The organism is Olivibacter sp. EAT-5 (genome assembly GCF_044784325.1).
Lineage (GTDB): Bacteria > Bacteroidota > Bacteroidia > Sphingobacteriales > Sphingobacteriaceae > Olivibacter > Olivibacter oleidegradans.
In genome coordinates this window covers 5266357-5282666 of record NZ_CP173028.1, presented here as the reverse complement: position 1 = coordinate 5282666, position 16310 = coordinate 5266357, and the positions used below count along the sequence as shown (strand labels likewise).

The following is a 16310-nucleotide window of genomic DNA, read 5'->3' as shown; positions in this document are numbered from 1 at the left end:
TTATAAAGTGAAATCCTAATTGTTTATTTTAAGGTGGCACGAATTCCTATTGTAAAGGTTCTTGCCAAAGGATAGCCAAAATAATCTACACCACTTGCTGCGATGTTATCACCTGTAGAGCTTACTTCCGGGTCATAAGAGGGGTAGTTTGTAAAGGTGAAGGCATTGGCCACGTCACCATAAATGGTTAAACCGGGTACGTTCAGTTGTTTGAGCAGACGCTCGGGAAAGCGATAAGCAAGATTGATGTTCTTGACGCGGACGAAAGAGCCATCAAAGAGGTAACGCGAACTGAATTGCTGGCCACGTGCATAATCACTCCGGATAGCCCGAGGTACTAAGCCGGCTCCTGGCCGCTCAGGTGACCGCCAACGGTCGTTTGCTAACGCTAACTGATTTTGTACACCCGCACTGTTCAACAAGATCTCTCCACCTTGAAAGTAAACTTCCTGACCTTGGCTACCTACAACAGATACATTTAGCGTTAGGTTTTTATAGCGGAAGCTGTTGTTAAATCCAAAGGTATAATCGGGCATAGGATTTCCCACAATGGTTTTGTCATCATCGCTTATCCGACCATCGCCATTCACATCCGCAAATTTTACATCGCCTGGTTGGGTATTTGGCGTAACCAACGGTGAAGAATTTACCTCATCCCAGTCTTTGAATACACCGATGGCGTGCAGTAGAAAAAAGCTAGAAATCGGTTTTCCTACCTCAGTGATCTGGTAGGTTGAATTACTGATGCGCGAACCCACAGTGCTTAGTTTCAATACCTTGTTCTTATTAAAGCTGATATTGAAGTTGGTGCTCCAGGAAAAGTCGGTACTTCGAATGTTCTCGGTGTTCAGAGCAATTTCAAGTCCTTTGTTTTCCAATTCGCCGATGTTCTGTGTCGCTGTTAGAAAACCCGAAATAGCAGGTAAGGCGTTATTGAGCAGTAGGTCTTTCTTTAGATTACGGTAAATATCAATGCTAAGGTTCAACCGGCTATTCCAGAATGCTACATCCATACCAAGGTTAGTTTGCTGAGAGCGCTCCCAGGTAAGCTCGGCATTGGCAAGGCCTGCTGGTACAATACCTAAGATTGGAGCTCCGTTGTTAACATAAGAAGTAGTGCCTAATAAGCCGATATGTGCATAATTGCCGATGAGATTATTGCCTGATTCACCATAGCTTGCGCGGATTTTTAAATCGTTGATAAGTTGTTGATTCTTCATGAAACCTTCCTCGGATAATCGATATCCTACAGATGCCGATGGAAAAGTACCCCAGCGATTATTGGTGCCGAAGCGCGAACTTCCATCACGTCGAACCGTACCCGTAAACAGCCACTTATCGGCAAACGTATAGTTGATACGACCGAACATGGAAAGCATTGCCCATTCGGATATATAGTTATTACCGGCATTAACATTGCCGCCACCGATATAGTGAATGTAGTCGGTCGGGAAATCCGTAGCGCCTGCTTGTAGTATTTCAAATCGATCTTTTTGAGCTGAAAACCCCGCGACTGCGTTGATACGATGTTTTTCACCTAGGTGCTTGTTATAGGTAACCGTATTTTCATTAAGCCAATTAAGGGAGGTCTGCTGATTAACACCTGCTGTTGCCGGACTGGTTTTTACGCCCCATTGGCCAATTTCGGACGATTTCCATAACTTCGTGTTATTTGAATTGTAGTTGATGCCAATAGATGTTTTAATGGTTAAATCGTCATTTACTTTGTATTCCAGGTAGTTGTTATTGAACACCTGCGTTGAATATCGTCTATCACTAAATTCATCGATCACGAGTAGGGGATTTTCTACGGGTACGCCAAAAGGATCTAATAGATCGGAGGTGTAACTGCCGTCGGGATTATAAATAGCGAGTGCAGGCGAATTCGCTAAGGCTGTGGCGATTAGTCCACGTTGTCCCAGATGGCCTTCAGCTCGTGCAAAATTGCCATAAGCGTGCGAACCTGCAACGGAAACACCGAGTTTTAGATGTTCGGTAAGATCGACGTCTAGGTTAGTTCTGATGTTAAATCGCTTGAAATCAGAATTTTTTATAGTGCCTTGTTGGTCAAAATAACCCGCCGATACATTATACACAACCTGTTGGCCGCCACTTGTAGAGAATAAGTAATTCTGTACGGGAGCGGTTCGGAAAATGACATCTTGCCAGTCGGTATTGGTAGTGATGGAACCAGGGTTTCTAAACTCCGGTTTAACGGAGGTAGCTCCGTTTCGCACTTCGTTGGGATCGCTTGCATTTCCGCCGGCTAATATCCACGCATTATCGCGTCCTTCCGCTACGAATTCAGCAAATTCTCTTGCATTCATCATGTCCAGTTTATTGGCTACTTGCTGTAAGCCTCCCGAGGCCTCTACCTGTATACTTGATTGTCCCTTGCTACCGCGTTTTGTTGTAATGATGACAACTCCGTTAGCTCCCCGCGAGCCATAGATAGCGGTAGCCGAAGCATCTTTCAAAATTTCAATGGATGCGATATCGGATGGATTAATGGTGCTGAGCGGATTGATTTTGGCCACCGTATTATTTGCCATACCGCTGGATGAGTAGGAGTTCCCATTAAAACTAGAGGCATCTGAGCCGCTACCACCTGCGCCTATAGCAAAACCATCGATCACATATAAAGGCTGATTGCCGCCTGTAATCGAATTGATACCACGTATGACTACGTTGACATTTCCTCCGGGAGATCCGGTGGTTTGCGTAATCTGGGCTCCCGCCACTCGGCCCTGCATTAGTTGATCAAAGCTGGCGGCAGGTGTAGGTATGAGATCTTTGCCGGATAAATTGACGATAGAGCCGGTTAAGTCGCGCTTTCGTTGCGTGCCATAGCCCACAACCACCACATCTTCCAATATTTGTGCGGTTGGTGTTAGGGTAATAGACAGATTATTATCGGTGCCTACAAGAACCTCTCTACGCTCAAAACCTACGTACGTGAAAAGTAGTGTTTCCCCAATTGAAGCATTGACGTTAAAGTGCCCATTTTCGTTCGTTTTGCTGGATGCATTTCGCCCTTTGACCGTAATACTAACTCCTGGAAGCGCTTGCATGCCTTCGGACGAGATAACCCGTCCTTGAATTTGTTTTGTTTGCCCCATACTGGTCTGGCTGAGAAGCAAGAGTACAGTAAGGAAAACCAGTTTTAATTTAACAAAAGATTTCATAAATTAGTTGGTTAGATTTATAATATTATAGATATGGTATTACGCCACGATCACCGCCTCAATTCCTAAGTACTCCCCAATTTTCTTAAGGCTTTGCGCATGATGGCCGATTCCGAGTGCAAAATGATGCGTAGGACCTTCTTTTACCCATTTTGTCAAAAACGTACGCACATCAGGTTTAAAGTAACCACGTGTGTTGGTGTTTCCCGTCGGCGGAATTGGCCCCTCTACCGACATCCCTTCGGCAATGACGAATTTTATTTTTCCTTCGTAGGTTGAAGTGATGCTCAACATGGTAATAGGACCTTCCTTGATTTTGAATTCCACACCAGCGCCAAAGCCGGGTTTTCCATGGTATTTTTTTAAGCTCCGCAGGACCGGTTGGCCTTCGGCTATGGAGATGTTATGCGGCCCATCGTGACCGACAAGAATGAAATTCTCTTGGAAATCCACAGGGTGAAACTCCGCAAAGCTGCCGCCTATACCAAGTCGCTCCATGATCAACATGGCGATACAACATTTTAGGTCTGATTCGCCGCACATCGGAAAACCTGCACCCGTTAACAACGAGTTGCCCACAATCAAATTGGTCATTACCTGTTGCGTTAAGCTGTTTTCCTCGCCCTCGTAGTAATAAGCGAGTCCTGTGAGGTTTTTTTCGCGTACAAAAGTGTGTAGCGCTACCGATACCCTTGCAGCGACTTCGAGATCAGTGCTCCGTAGTTTTTCAGATATGGGATCAGATACCGGATCCGGTGTATCAAAAAAACCTAAAATTTTTTCTTTCTCGTAGTCGACGGCTGCAGTGGATACTTCATTGTACTTGCTTACGATTTCATGTGCTTCACATTGTACAATATGTAGCCCGAAATGAGCAGTGAGCATGGTGGCATCTGAGTGCATATCTAGCATGGCCTCAATGGGGTGGCCAATATGACCGATGCGCGCAGTTTTAAGATCATGCAAGACTCTTGCAATGTCACAATACTTTTTTATCTCTTCGTCTGCCGCTGGGTCGTCATGTAAAGTCCCAATAATAACCTCAGGCGCTTTTTTTCCCATCCGAACGGCTACGCCTGTGAATTCAGGTAAAGAGCAGATGTCGTCATTGTATAGCTGTTGATGAGTGGATGCTCTGCTATAATTCAATGCTTTGTCGGGTTGAAGTGCCACTAGCACAATAGGAACATCTAGGGATCTGATGATGACACCAAACGTGCTAGAAGTGGCGTAAGTAAGCATGTCGCAGAAAATTAGATCGAGATTGCCTGCTTTGAGTTTAGGTACCAACGCGTAGGCACCCGTTACGTCATCTATCATGCCAAACTCGATGAGCTCAATGTCGTAAGCCTTAACCTTGTCGATGAAGACAGCTTGCTTATCCAACATTTGTTGATAAAGGCCCTCAAATTGCGGCCAATACTTGGCATAACCAACTCCAAATACGCCTATTCTTGGGCGTGTTTTCTCTCTCTTGTTAAAGTTTTTCATTCGCTGTGTTCTAGTTTATTTTTGTATTCTTAACGCACTAACTTTTTATAAGTACTTCATGCTATCCCTTTAGCCAAGTGATGAGATATTTTTTATCTTGTCTTGTCTGGATACGGTTTTATAGTAATTCCTGTTGCGATAATTAAAAAAGCTATAGGATACATAAGGCCGCATATGAGCCATAAAGGCGTGTATGAATACTGTTGAATGATCCATCCTATTAGCGGGTTAATGACTAATCCCGAAATAGCACCGGCAGTACCCGAAAGTCCCACAATAGTAGACGTTGCTCTGTCTCCAAAAATGTCTGAAATAGCGGTAATGTAATTGGTAATCCAAAAACCGTGTGCAAATAACAGTATAGTCATCAGTGTAATAGCTGATGGTAAATCGCTTGTTTGAGGTATTAATATGGCTGATAATGTGAGTAAAGCGGCTACACCCATGACCAGCTTCCTTGCTTTGTTAACCGAGTAACCCTTTTTGATTAATGTGTCTGAAAAATACCCTCCGGCAATATTTGACAAACCAAGAGCAAGAAAGGGTATCCATAAAAAATGTCCGATATCATCAAAAGATACGTTTTTGGTTTCATTCAAATACTTTGGAATCCAAAACATAAAAAAATAGAAAACGGGATCCAATAAAAAGCGTATCATTAACATTAACAAGGCTGATCGATTCCTGAAGATTTGAGAAAAAGGCAGAGGTGGTTTGGATGGATATATCTCCTTGGAAGTCTTTGGTTTATGTTGTTTTGGCCAACGCAGAAAGAGCCAAATGGCTACCCAAACGAGGCCAACTAGGCCAGCAAAGATGAAGCACCAACGCCAGCCATATCGATTAGATAACTGAATGGTAAGGACGGGAGCCAATACCGCTCCGATGGCAGACCCGCCAATAGCTATTCCATTAGCTAATGCACGTTCCTTTTTATTGAATAGCTCATTTACAGTCTTTGCAGCTCCGGGGAAACAGGCCCCCTCACCGAAGCCAAGCAGAAAACGCGAGGCAACAAGATGTGAAATATGTGTCATAAAGCCATGTAAAGCACTAGCGGTAGACCAAATACCTACGGCGACGGCCAAACCAATCTTGCCTCCGAAGCGCTCAATCAGTCGGCCGCCAATGGTAAACATCAGTGCATAACTTACTAAGAAGCTGGTGTTTACCCATCCGTATTGGATGTCCGTTATATTAAACTCTTTCTGGATCTTGATAATGGTAATCGAAAGTATTTGCCTATCGAGAAAATTAAGCCCCGTTGCAATAAAAACTAAGAATACGATAATCCAACGTATATAAGGTATTAGCATGAGATGGTAGTTTAATAAGATGTATTTTTTGCATAGTTCAATTAGCTGATCGTATAGCTTTTTTAAACAGTGCTCACGTTCTTAATTACATGTAGAAATATATTTGCTGAATCATTTTTCATAATATGTTATAATGGTTAGTGCTTTTAATAACAAACTTAGTGCGTTAAGTTGTTGTGAACAAATATAGCTAAATATTCGAAACAGGCAACAAACTTTTAAAGAAATTTTTTGAATATGTACCCGATTATTTTCTACCTTTAATATTATGCACACGTTTGGCACGACTAACATATCCTTATTTCATAGACAATTATCCACATTGTTTTTCTGCAAATATCGTCTTGACTTTGACCCTAAGGAGAATGTCGCTCCCGAAAAACTGACCGAACTGGTGGGAATACTTTATTATAGTCATAGAACTTGCTAAGCAGACACATGAACAACTCCCTAACAATTTCTATGTACAAATTAAGGTACAGGAATTAATGTACTTGCTTTCTATGAAGCTGTCGCTCGTGGAGAATCAAGTTTTAAGAATATAAATAGTACGATGCGGAGAGACTTTTGGTTATCCTCCATGAAATATTGAGCGATCTCAGTACACCGCCAACGCCGTTTGAAATGCATCTTGGCCATTATCGACGGTTACTTCCTTAAAATTACCTGCCACATACTGTTCGATTTCCTTGTCGTTGCCCATAAAAAAATGTGTTATTTATTTCACTTATTCACTAATATTTCTTTATTTCGGGTATTAAGTGTTTAAATGACATCTGTAAAATTTGCCATTTAGTGCTAGGCTAACCAATAAACGCTAATGAACTAATTGCCTGAAAGCAAGAGGATCAATAGACTGAAATCGTAAATTATGAAATTAGACTTAAACAATTGTCCCAAAGTGGGGATATTAACTACATTACTCTGTATATTGGGTTCAAGCGGGTTCGCGCAAAACCCGATCATTCAAACAAAACATACGGCAGACCCAGCTCCTATGGTGTATAAGGACACGGTATACTTATACACAGGTCATGACGAGGATGATGCTTTTGGGTTTAAAATGACGGATTGGCTGCTCTATACGTCGACCGATATGGTTAACTGGCAGGATCGCGGTCCGGTAGCTTCATTGAAAAATTTTAAATGGGTCGATGCAGATAATGGTGCCTGGGCGGCCCAATGTGTAGAACGCAATGGAAAGTTTTATCTCTACTGTACTGTGCCGGGAGGTGTCGGGATAGGTGTACTGGTTTCTGACAGTCCCTACGGGCCGTTTGTTGATCCCATTGGTAAACCCTTGGTGAAAAATTCCAATGAAGATATAGATCCAACGGTTATGATCGATGACGACGGTCAAGCGTATATGTATTGGGGAAATCCTAACCTGTGGTATGTTAAGCTCAAGGAAGACATGATTTCGATTGATGGTGAAATCGTTAAGGATTCATCATTCGCTAAACTTGAAGGGCAGAAAGACCCATTTCGCTATCAGGAAGGACCTTGGGCGTGGAAAAAAAACGGGAACTATTATATGGCCTACGCTTCAACTTGCTGTCCGGAAGGAATAGGCTATGCGATGGGAAAATCAGCGACAGGTCCCTGGGTCTTTAAGGGAATGATTATGGATCGCAATAGCCGATCCAATGGTAACCATCCCGGTATTATAGACTATAAGGGTAAGTCGTATGTATTTGGATTTAATTATGAAATACTCAAGAAAACAATGAGCAAGCATTATGAGAGACGGTCCGTCTGTTTAACCCAGCTGGTTTATAATGAAGACGGCACACTGAAAGAACTGCCATTTTGGACATCTGAAAGTGTAGAACCTGTAGGGACACTTAACCCTTACCGGAGAACCGAGGCAGAAACAATCGCTTTTAGTGAAGGGCTCAAAACCGAAAAGCAAACGGAATGGGAGCGTAATATCCCTTGGGATAAAGGAGCGAAGATAGCTGATCGGGTAGTGGTTTCATCTATACACAATGGAGATCATCTCATGGTTCGGGCAGTAGACTTTTCCAAGGGTATAAAATCCTTAGACGTTAATGTTGCGTCGCTTTATGGAGGCAAGATCGAGGTTTATTTGGATAGCATCGATGGGCCGTTGTTAGGTGTAGTGAACGTTAATACGCAGGGTGAGGGTGATATCTTTCGTACAGTTAACGGGTCCATGAAAAATATAACGGGTAAACACGATGTTTTTTTTGTTTTCAAAGGAAAAAAAGATTTATTCTATTTTGATTGGTGGCAGTTTAAATCTTAAATTTAAGGTAAAGAATAAAGGGAGAAATGTGGTAATTGTATTTTAAAAAACGGAAGATGAAGCGATAACGAACAATCATCAATTTGGTGAATTGAGTAAATTTCTGAAAGTCATTTTCTATAGTTAAGAAGAGAAAATCTTAAAAAATGTGATATGAACGGCCAGGTCATACCTCCTTCTTCAACACTTGCCGATTACATTCGGTTCTTCTGGTTTGCAGAGGGCAGTGCTACGCAGGATACACCCTTTGTTCATCATGCCTTCGCTTACCCTTGTCCCGAACTCGTGTTCTGTTACAAAGGTCAATTTCAATTCCAAACAGCTTTTGAAGCAGAAAAAAAATTATCTCCTGGAATTTACGGGCAAACGCAGACCTTCGGTAAAGTCGCTTCAACCACAGATTTTGGTGTTTTTGGATTTTATTTATTTCCACACGCACTTCCACAATTATTCGGACTACCGGCGAACGAGCTGACCAACGAATCGGCGGACATTAAATCACTCTGTGGCAAAGAAGGTGAAATTCTCGAAGAAGAAATCATGCTGGCCAAGAACAACCACCAGCGAATTGAGCTGGTAAGCGATTTCTTAACAAGACGCTTAAAAAATGCGAAGACTACGAACATCCATATTCCTTTGTCTATCAAAACGATTATATGCACTCAGCAAGTGGGATCTATCAGTGCCTTAGTCAACCATAGCTTTTTATCAATAAGGCAATTTGAAAGGAGATTTAAAGAGTTTTCAGGCTTTAGCCCAAAGCTGTTTTTACGGATTACAAGGTTTAACTCCTTGCTCAACAGATCTTTCCAGAATAAGTCATTTGCGCAAATCGCCTACGAACATGGCTACTACGACCAATCTCATTTTATTCACGATTTTAAGAATTTCTCTGGTTACAATCCGAAAGAATACTTTAGACAGGATACTGTCTTTGCAAATGATCGGGGTACCGTGGGATAAGGAAAAGTAAAAATGTCGTTTTTTTACAATCTAAAAATTTATAAGGATTATACCTTGGTCCCAAATAAATGACCATGAAAACAGTTACTTCATACCTTCTAATGATTGGGTGGATCGTTGGATTTTCATTTTTAGCAATAACAGCGGTATATTCACAAGAAGGTACAATCGACAATCAATCGGAGATGACCACGGTGAAGGACGAAACCGGTGAACATTATTCTGCCGTACAGGGAATTACCACAGGGCGGGCACGAGCGCTCGTGGGAGGGGTGATGTCTCTCCTCAGTCTGGGCGCGGGATGGCGGGCAAAAAATATCGCCACTAGCAATAAGGGTAAAGGACGAACAGCAGCTATTGTTGCATTGATATTTGGCGTGATTGGTATTGTTTTAAGTATCATACATCTTAGCATTACTGCCGGTGCCGTGTTCGGCTCCGGTAGTGGAAAAGCGGGAGCAATTGTTGCTTTAGTGCTCGGACTTATTGGTGTTGTTCTTAGTGGCTCAGTGCTCCGCTTGCTCAAGGGTAACTAATTTTATGTAAAATTTCAACTATAACTTAACCGGTAGTGCCTAAGTAAGGATAGCTTTACGTTATACGCCGGAAAATACCGATATTGTACACGATGATCACCAGAAGACAATTCATTTCACATAGCTGTATGGCTACCTCAGCGCTTATGCTACCAAATGCGCTTTTTGCAGAAGAAACAAAATCCGCCTATAAGATGGGACTGCAACTTTTTACGATTCGTGATGCGATGGCAAAAGATCCTTTTGCTACGATAAAGCAGGTAGCGGCTCTGGGTTATGAAGATACGGAGACTTATGGTTTTGACCCGAAAACAGTATCCTATTATGGTTTAAAAGCAAAGGATTTTCTTGGTCTACTGAGCGATCATGGATTGACGACCACCAGTGGTCATTATGATCTTTTTCGCTATTTCAATGCGCCTGAGGCAGAATTGATGGCTTATGTGGATCAATGTATTATCGGTGCAGGTATATTAAAGCAACCTTATATCACCTGGCCCTGGTTAGATCCTAATAATAGAAGTATCGAGCAATTTAAACAACTCGCCCCGAAACTTAATAGGATTGGAGAAAGGATTAAAAAGGCCGGTTTGGGCTTTGCTTATCATAACCATAATTTTGAGTTTATCGATCATGGCGGGATAAATGGTTATGAAATAATCATGAAAGAGACGGACCCCGACCTGGTGAAGCTACAGATCGATCTTTACTGGGTAATGCGTGCTTCTAAATTAAGTCCTGCAGCGCTTTTTAGCATGCAGCCCGGACGTTTTGTAATGTGGCATATCAAAGACATGGATAAAGTGACACAGGATTATACGGAACTGGGCAATGGTTCAATAGATTATACTAAAATTTTACCAGATAAGGACTTGGCCGGTATGGAATATTATTACCTGGAGCAGGGCGGAAATTTTAAGAAGAGCTCTATGGAGAGTATAGCCGAAAGTGCCGCTTTTTTTAAAAAGAATCTAGCCAAGTATTTTCGTTAAGTGTTGAGGACGGGAATAAAACTGTTTAGATAATACAAGTTTATGGGCCATATACGGAATTTTACGAGGAATGAAGGCGATTTAATGTCTCTTCCAATGACATAGGTTGCGTTTTGTCCGAGCGATACTCCTTTAACGATTTTTTGGCATTTTTAGCCATTAATTCACGTCTAGATTCGATTTGCCTTTTTTGCAAAATCTCCAATATCATCTCTCTCGAGGTATAATCAAGTTTCATGATATCTTCTAATGTTGAATTCAATGTGGCCATTTAGCTGAGTATTTTAACAAAGATAATAAATAATAGCCTTTATAGCAACTGTTTAACATGCAATACAGGGCAATTGCTTTTAAAAAAACGATTGTCCTAATCAACTTTTTTCATCATTTGCTTGTTTTCAAAAGCATTCGAGCTTTCCCTAACGGGAAGGTTTGCTACAGGTGCGAACCTAAGCCATTAATTATTCGTAACTTTGCGGCAGATGAAAAATACGCTCAGATTGCACAGACTTGTATGGCTGATTGGTGCTTTAGCGACGTCCGCTTGTACACAAAGCCAAGCTCCCAAAGCTACGAATACGGAAGATAAATCCATCGTTCAGCCTAGTCAACCGGATACCGTAGGCCAAATGGCGCTTAGTGCAGCCGATTCTACACATTTGTTAGGTGTTTGGTTTGATGAAACAATTAAATCACCGGAAGGGGCGAACGTTGCTTATCAGGTGATTGCTCGCCAACAACGCGTTTTTATTCAGCCCATCGCTTTTAAAGGAAAAAAGCTTCAGGTAAGCGATCAACCGGTGGTTAGCGCTTATGCCACAGAGCTGAAAAAAAACGGTAATTATTATGTTAGTCTGGAAAGCCCGGAAGATGCCTATGAAGTAGATAAAGAAGGTAACTTGCTGATTTTTCACAAGGGAAAACTCGTAGTGGTTTGCAAGAAAATAGGGTAACATGCCGGCTTCTTGTTCGGTGCATATTTTCTTATGCATCGCTTCTAAAATTTCAGTGTGTATTTCCGTGTGGCTTTGGTGTCTATCTCTTGGTTATGGGTGCCATACTTTACTTTACAAGACCCACCATTTTTTGAAACGATACTGGCATGCACAATTTTTCCGTTCCGCCATTGCATATCGATGACAAAGCCCCCACGGGCAACTAACCCGTTGACTTCTCCATCGGGCCATTCCTTAGGCAGGGCGGGAAGTAGCTCGATATAGTGTTCATGACTCTGTAGCAGCATCTCGGAAATGCCGGCACCACCGCCAAAGTTGGCGTCGATCTGGAAAGGTGGGCAGGTACTGAATAGATTCGAGTAAAGTCCGCCTTCTCCTTTTTTGATGATTTCGGGATCATTGGCATTGCGGAATAGCTTTTTCAACGCGTCATAGGCCATCGTACTGTTGTGTAATCTGGCCCATAGGTTGATGCGCCAGGTGATAGCCCAGCCAGTACTTTCATTGGTTCTGATGTCCAATGATTTTTGTACCGCCCTTGCCAGTTCCGGTGTGGATGCATCGCTTATGGTAGTGCCGGGGTACAATCCAAACAGATGGGATACATGACGGTGTTGAGGTTCAGCATCTTCCCAGTCATGATACCACTCTTGCAAATTGCCTTTTCTGCCTATTTTGTAGGGTGGAAGCTTTGCCAAAGCGTTGGTAACCGCTTCTTGTGTTTTTTTGTCCTTTTTTAAGATAACAGCTGCTTTCAGGTAGTCGGCAAACAACTCACGGATCATTGCAATATCGGCCGTACTTCCATACAACACGGCACCTTTATAGCCCTTATCGGTTATGTAGATGTTTTCGGGTGAGGTGGATGGGGCAGTTACTAGATAACCGTCTTTATTGGTCGTGAGAAAGCTCAGGCAGAAATCGACGGCGCCCTTCATTAGCGGATATGCCTGCTTGCGTAGGAAGTCGGCATCTGCGGTAAAAGCGAAATGTTCCCATAAATGGGTACTTAACCATACGCCGGCCATTTGCCAGTTGGCCCAAGAGGGATGCCCTTCGCCAAAATGACCCACCGGATGCGTCATTGCCCAGATATCTGTATTATGGTGGCATACCCAACCATCAGCATTATAATAATTTTTAGCCGTGATGGCACCCGTTTGTGCTAGGCGGCCTATAAAATCGAATAAGGGCTGGTGCATTTCGGGAAGGTTAGCGACCTCAGTTCCCCAATAGTTCATCTCGGTATTGATGTTGGTGGTATAGTTGCTGCTCCAAGGCGGTCTTACAATTTCATTCCACAAAGCCTGCAAATTGGTTGGCTGGCCACCGGGTCGTGAGGAGCTAATCAGTAAATAACGGCTATATTGATAGAAGAGTGCTACGAGGTTGTTATCGCCGTCACCTTTCGCAAAGCGTTCTAGCCTTTCATCCGTGGGCAAATTTGCTTTCTCCCCGTGTCCTAAATTAATTGAAACGCGGTCAAAATAATGCCGATAGTCCTGAATATGCTTTGCTTGCAATGAGGCGAAGGATTGCTTTTCTGCTTCCTTCAAATAAGAAAGCGCTAAATCTAATTCATTCTTTCCTGCCCTGCTCGGATTTTTGTCGAAACCGCTGTAACTGGTGGCCATTGATAAAAGTAAGACTACCTCTTTGGCGTTCGAAATAGCGAGTGATGAATCTTGCCAACTGGTTTGCCCATCGTTCTTCAATACTTTCAGCATGGAGGCAAAACGCATGCTGTTTAGCGTATCATATACCACCGGACTTTTTTCTTTATTACGATAATTAGGCTCGGTATGAATAGGTGCCCAACCGTGCATCCATAAGCTGGTACTTTGCTTCTTGCTTTTTGAACGCAATAAACTGTTAAAACGGCAAGTAAAATCCAACCTATCTTTACCTTCTGCGGTTAATCGGATGACAATAAGCTGATCAGGATGCGAGGCAAAGATTTCCCGACGGTAACTGGTTCCGTTAAGCTGATAGGAAACCCGTGCAATGGCTTGGGAAATATCCAGTTCGCGCCTGAAATGAGTGGGAGTACCTTGGTGTTTAAAATGGATCAATAGATTGCCCAAGGGTTCATAAGATTGAGAATAAGCGCCCTGCATAAAGCGAATCAGTGAATCCGCAGTTTGATAATCTTCGTTAAAGAGTGCTTCCTGTACGGCGGGAAGATGATCCTTTGCTTGTGGGTTAACTTTATTTTCGTCAACAGGTTTGCCCGACCAAAGCGTTGCTTCATTGAGAGACAGCCGCTCTTCTTGCACGCCACCATAAACCATGGCACCTAAACGGCCATTGCCTAAAGGAAGTGCTTCTTCAAATTTACTGGCGGGCTTGCTGTACCAAAGTTTTAAATTATTCTTATGTTGACCTGTAGCACTCTTGCATAGGAAAATAAGTAAAATAATGTGTGTGATAGCATGTTGTATTTTCATATTTAGATCTTGCTGTCCGGTGACGATGCCAGACCGGGTTGTAAGGAACAATACTAAACAATATTGCTTATATCTTTAGCATGGAAATTAGCAAGATCTTCAGCTATATTAACCAGAGGCAACCCGATTATTCGTGAAATGCTTCTGTTTTACGGCGTTGTACGTCCCTTGGATTTTTGCCGTTGTACTTCTTATAGATTTTATTAAAATGGCTGGCATCGGTAAAGCCAAGCTTGACAGCAATTTCGTTGATATTATTGCGCCCGTTTTTCAGCAACTGATCAGCGGCTTTCAGTTTAATTTGTACAATGTGTTGCTGGAGGGATAAGCCACTATGTTTTTTGACGTAAATGCTGATGTAATTAGGTGACATCGAGAAGTGCCTGGCTATACTTTCTACACGTACTTTATCTGCATCAAGCGCATGCAAACGGGTATAGCTCAGAATTTCGCTCAACTTATCTAATTCGGTATTCACCGGGCATTGGGTGCCAAATTGCGCGGTAGCCTGTGCTCGGGCCAACATCATCATAATGGCTCCAAAGAGCTCGAGTTGCAGTTCACGGCTGTAAGAACATTGGTGGGAAAACTCGGCCAGCAATATTTGAAGTAAATGTTTAAGTTGATCTTGATCCTTTTTATCCTTGATTAAACTGCCATTCATAGAGAAAGGTGATTGTAATAAGGTTTTAAGGATGTCGAGCCATTTAGCGGTCCTGCTTCCTTCGAGCTTTTCTATGAATAGTTGTTCCGTAAATTTTAGAAATATAAATTTCGAAGGTGCTTCAATTTCAAAATAATGCGTATCTTCCGGTCTTAGTAAAAAGACATCACCCATATGATAGGGCGCAACAGCGTCATTAAGCACGTGATTTCCGTTACCTTCTTCTATGAAAATGAGTTCATAAAAGTTGTGCTTATGTGCCGGATAACTCCAGGTTTCGGCTTCTAGTCGAAAGATATTGAGCGAATGGTAGCTGTTAAATCTTGTCATCGGGGATTGATTTTTACAAATATAGCATGAAATTGTACTGGTTTCTCTTTCTGTAACCTACTAATTTTGTGATGTACTTAAGGAATAAATATATGAAAGCTATAGGATTCAGAACATCGTTACCCGTTGAAGCAACGGACAGTTTTATTGAGTTTGAAACAGAAAAACCAAACCCGAAAGGCCGAGACCTTTTAGTAAAAATAAGCGCTGTATCCGTCAATCCGGTCGACTTCAAGATTCGGCAGAACAGTGCAAAGGATACGGTACTGACAGAGCCAAAAATTATTGGCTGGGACGCGGTGGGCGTAGTGGAGGCGGTAGGCGATGCGGCATCTTTATTTAAAGTGGGAGACGAAGTGTATTACGCAGGGGATATTAACCGTGCAGGCAGTAACGCGGAGTATCAGTTGGTGGATGAACGGATTGTAGGGCATAAACCAAAAAAACTTACTAAGGAGGAAGCCGCAGCTATTCCATTAACGGCCTTAACCGCTTGGGAGATTCTCTTCGATCGGCTTCGTATCGGTGAGCGCGACAAGGGCAAATCCGTCTTAATTATCGGCGGAGCCGGTGGGGTTGGCTCAATTGCGATACAACTTGCCAAGCACGTGGCGGGACTTACGGTGATTGCAACTGCCTCGCGACCGGAAACAGCTTCGTGGTGCAAGACTCAGGGTGCCGATTATGTAGTTAACCATTATAAGCTCGTGGACGAAGTTCGTCAAGCAGGTTTTCAGTATGTCGACTTTATTCTGGATTTCGTGGATACCAATACCTATTGGGATGCAATGGTTGAATTGATTAAACCGCAAGGTCATATTGGTTCGATAACCGGATCTGCTACCCCTCTTGCTTTGAATAAATTGAAAGCTAAGAGCGTCAGCTTTTCATGGGAGTTGATGTACACACGTTCTACCTTCCAGACGGATGATATGATTGAACAACATCATATTTTGAATAAGGTTGCCGATTTATTGGATCGTGGCGTTTTAAAAACCACACTAAAAGAAACGCTTAAGGGCTTGTCCGTTACAAATTTTAAGGAAGCACACCAACAGTTGGAAAGTGGAAAAACGATTGGAAAACTGGTTGTCAGCTTTTAGGTAAATCCCGGCTCGTTCTATTATTCTCCCTTAGCTGAAAAGCGGGGAGTTTTGTTTT

12 protein-coding genes are annotated in these 16310 nt (G+C 42.6%); 6 read left to right on the top strand and 6 right to left on the bottom strand.

Annotated features, from left to right (window positions below):
- Positions 1-23: 23 nt before the first annotated feature.
- From ACH11B_RS22060 to ACH11B_RS22050, 3 genes are all read right to left on the bottom strand, one after another.
- Positions 24-3185 carry a SusC/RagA family TonB-linked outer membrane protein gene (locus ACH11B_RS22060; RefSeq protein ID WP_377608558.1) on the bottom strand — a complete coding sequence of 1054 codons (3162 nt, stop codon included), beginning with the start codon at positions 3183-3185 and terminating at the stop codon, positions 24-26.
- A gap of 39 nt (positions 3186-3224) precedes the next feature.
- Entirely contained in the window at positions 3225-4676 is a 1452-nt protein-coding gene (locus ACH11B_RS22055; protein ID WP_130855517.1) for an L-fucose/L-arabinose isomerase family protein, read from the bottom strand.
- Between the two features lie 92 nt (positions 4677-4768).
- The gene (locus ACH11B_RS22050; RefSeq protein WP_377608560.1) at positions 4769-5992 is read right to left on the bottom strand and encodes an MFS transporter; all 1224 of its coding nucleotides are present in this window, start codon (positions 5990-5992) and stop codon (positions 4769-4771) included.
- 871 nt (positions 5993-6863) lie between these two features.
- Here ACH11B_RS22050 and ACH11B_RS22045 point away from each other — a divergent pair.
- From ACH11B_RS22045 to ACH11B_RS22030, 4 genes are all read left to right on the top strand, one after another.
- Positions 6864-8261, top strand: coding sequence for a glycoside hydrolase family 43 protein (locus ACH11B_RS22045; protein WP_377608562.1), 1398 nt, complete (start codon positions 6864-6866; stop codon positions 8259-8261).
- Between the two features lie 153 nt (positions 8262-8414).
- Positions 8415-9224, top strand: a complete 810-nt coding sequence (locus ACH11B_RS22040; RefSeq protein WP_377608565.1) for a DUF6597 domain-containing transcriptional factor — start codon at positions 8415-8417, stop codon at positions 9222-9224.
- A 74-nt stretch (positions 9225-9298) separates the two neighbouring features.
- Positions 9299-9760, top strand: coding sequence for a DUF6223 family protein (locus ACH11B_RS22035; protein WP_377608567.1), 462 nt, complete (start codon positions 9299-9301; stop codon positions 9758-9760).
- Positions 9761-9852: 92 nt separating this feature from the next.
- Positions 9853-10752, top strand: coding sequence for a sugar phosphate isomerase/epimerase (locus ACH11B_RS22030; protein ID WP_242627163.1), 900 nt, complete (start codon positions 9853-9855; stop codon positions 10750-10752).
- A gap of 61 nt (positions 10753-10813) precedes the next feature.
- On the opposite strand, the gene ACH11B_RS22025 is transcribed toward ACH11B_RS22030, so the two are convergent.
- Positions 10814-11023, bottom strand: coding sequence for a hypothetical protein (locus ACH11B_RS22025; RefSeq protein WP_377608569.1), 210 nt, complete (start codon positions 11021-11023; stop codon positions 10814-10816).
- Positions 11024-11234: 211 nt separating this feature from the next.
- Between ACH11B_RS22025 and ACH11B_RS22020 the strand changes: the two genes are divergently transcribed.
- Positions 11235-11705 carry a hypothetical protein gene (locus ACH11B_RS22020; RefSeq protein ID WP_149105745.1) on the top strand — a complete coding sequence of 157 codons (471 nt, stop codon included), beginning with the start codon at positions 11235-11237 and terminating at the stop codon, positions 11703-11705.
- 44 nt (positions 11706-11749) lie between these two features.
- Here ACH11B_RS22020 and ACH11B_RS22015 read toward each other — a convergent pair whose 3' ends face one another.
- Together ACH11B_RS22015 and ACH11B_RS22010 are read right to left on the bottom strand one after the other, a co-directional pair.
- Entirely contained in the window at positions 11750-14155 is a 2406-nt protein-coding gene (locus ACH11B_RS22015; protein WP_377608571.1) for a glycosyl hydrolase family 95 catalytic domain-containing protein, read from the bottom strand.
- Between the two features lie 127 nt (positions 14156-14282).
- Positions 14283-15149: a helix-turn-helix domain-containing protein gene (locus ACH11B_RS22010; protein ID WP_377608573.1), complete on the bottom strand. Its 867-nt coding sequence runs from the start codon at positions 15147-15149 to the stop codon at positions 14283-14285.
- Between the two features lie 92 nt (positions 15150-15241).
- On the opposite strand from ACH11B_RS22010, the gene ACH11B_RS22005 reads away from it, so the two are divergent.
- Complete coding sequence (locus ACH11B_RS22005) at positions 15242-16252, top strand: zinc-binding alcohol dehydrogenase family protein (RefSeq protein WP_377608575.1); 1011 nt, start codon at positions 15242-15244, stop codon at positions 16250-16252.
- Positions 16253-16310: the final 58 nt, after the last annotated feature.

Excerpts from the sequence above, each read along its gene's own strand:
- ACH11B_RS22060 (WP_377608558.1), bottom strand. The coding sequence starts at position 3,185 with ATGAAATCTTTTGTTAAATTAAAACTGGTTTTCCTTACTGTACTCTTG.
- ACH11B_RS22055 (WP_130855517.1), bottom strand. The coding sequence starts at position 4,676 with ATGAAAAACTTTAACAAGAGAGAGAAAACACGCCCAAGAATAGGCGTA.
- ACH11B_RS22050 (WP_377608560.1), bottom strand. The coding sequence starts at position 5,992 with ATGCTAATACCTTATATACGTTGGATTATCGTATTCTTAGTTTTTATT.
- ACH11B_RS22045 (WP_377608562.1), top strand. The coding sequence starts at position 6,864 with ATGAAATTAGACTTAAACAATTGTCCCAAAGTGGGGATATTAACTACA.
- ACH11B_RS22040 (WP_377608565.1), top strand. The coding sequence starts at position 8,415 with ATGAACGGCCAGGTCATACCTCCTTCTTCAACACTTGCCGATTACATT.
- ACH11B_RS22035 (WP_377608567.1), top strand. The coding sequence starts at position 9,299 with ATGAAAACAGTTACTTCATACCTTCTAATGATTGGGTGGATCGTTGGA.
- ACH11B_RS22030 (WP_242627163.1), top strand. The coding sequence starts at position 9,853 with ATGATCACCAGAAGACAATTCATTTCACATAGCTGTATGGCTACCTCA.
- ACH11B_RS22025 (WP_377608569.1), bottom strand. The coding sequence starts at position 11,023 with ATGGCCACATTGAATTCAACATTAGAAGATATCATGAAACTTGATTAT.
- ACH11B_RS22020 (WP_149105745.1), top strand. The coding sequence starts at position 11,235 with ATGAAAAATACGCTCAGATTGCACAGACTTGTATGGCTGATTGGTGCT.
- ACH11B_RS22015 (WP_377608571.1), bottom strand. The coding sequence starts at position 14,155 with ATGAAAATACAACATGCTATCACACACATTATTTTACTTATTTTCCTA.
- ACH11B_RS22010 (WP_377608573.1), bottom strand. The coding sequence starts at position 15,149 with ATGACAAGATTTAACAGCTACCATTCGCTCAATATCTTTCGACTAGAA.
- ACH11B_RS22005 (WP_377608575.1), top strand. The coding sequence starts at position 15,242 with ATGAAAGCTATAGGATTCAGAACATCGTTACCCGTTGAAGCAACGGAC.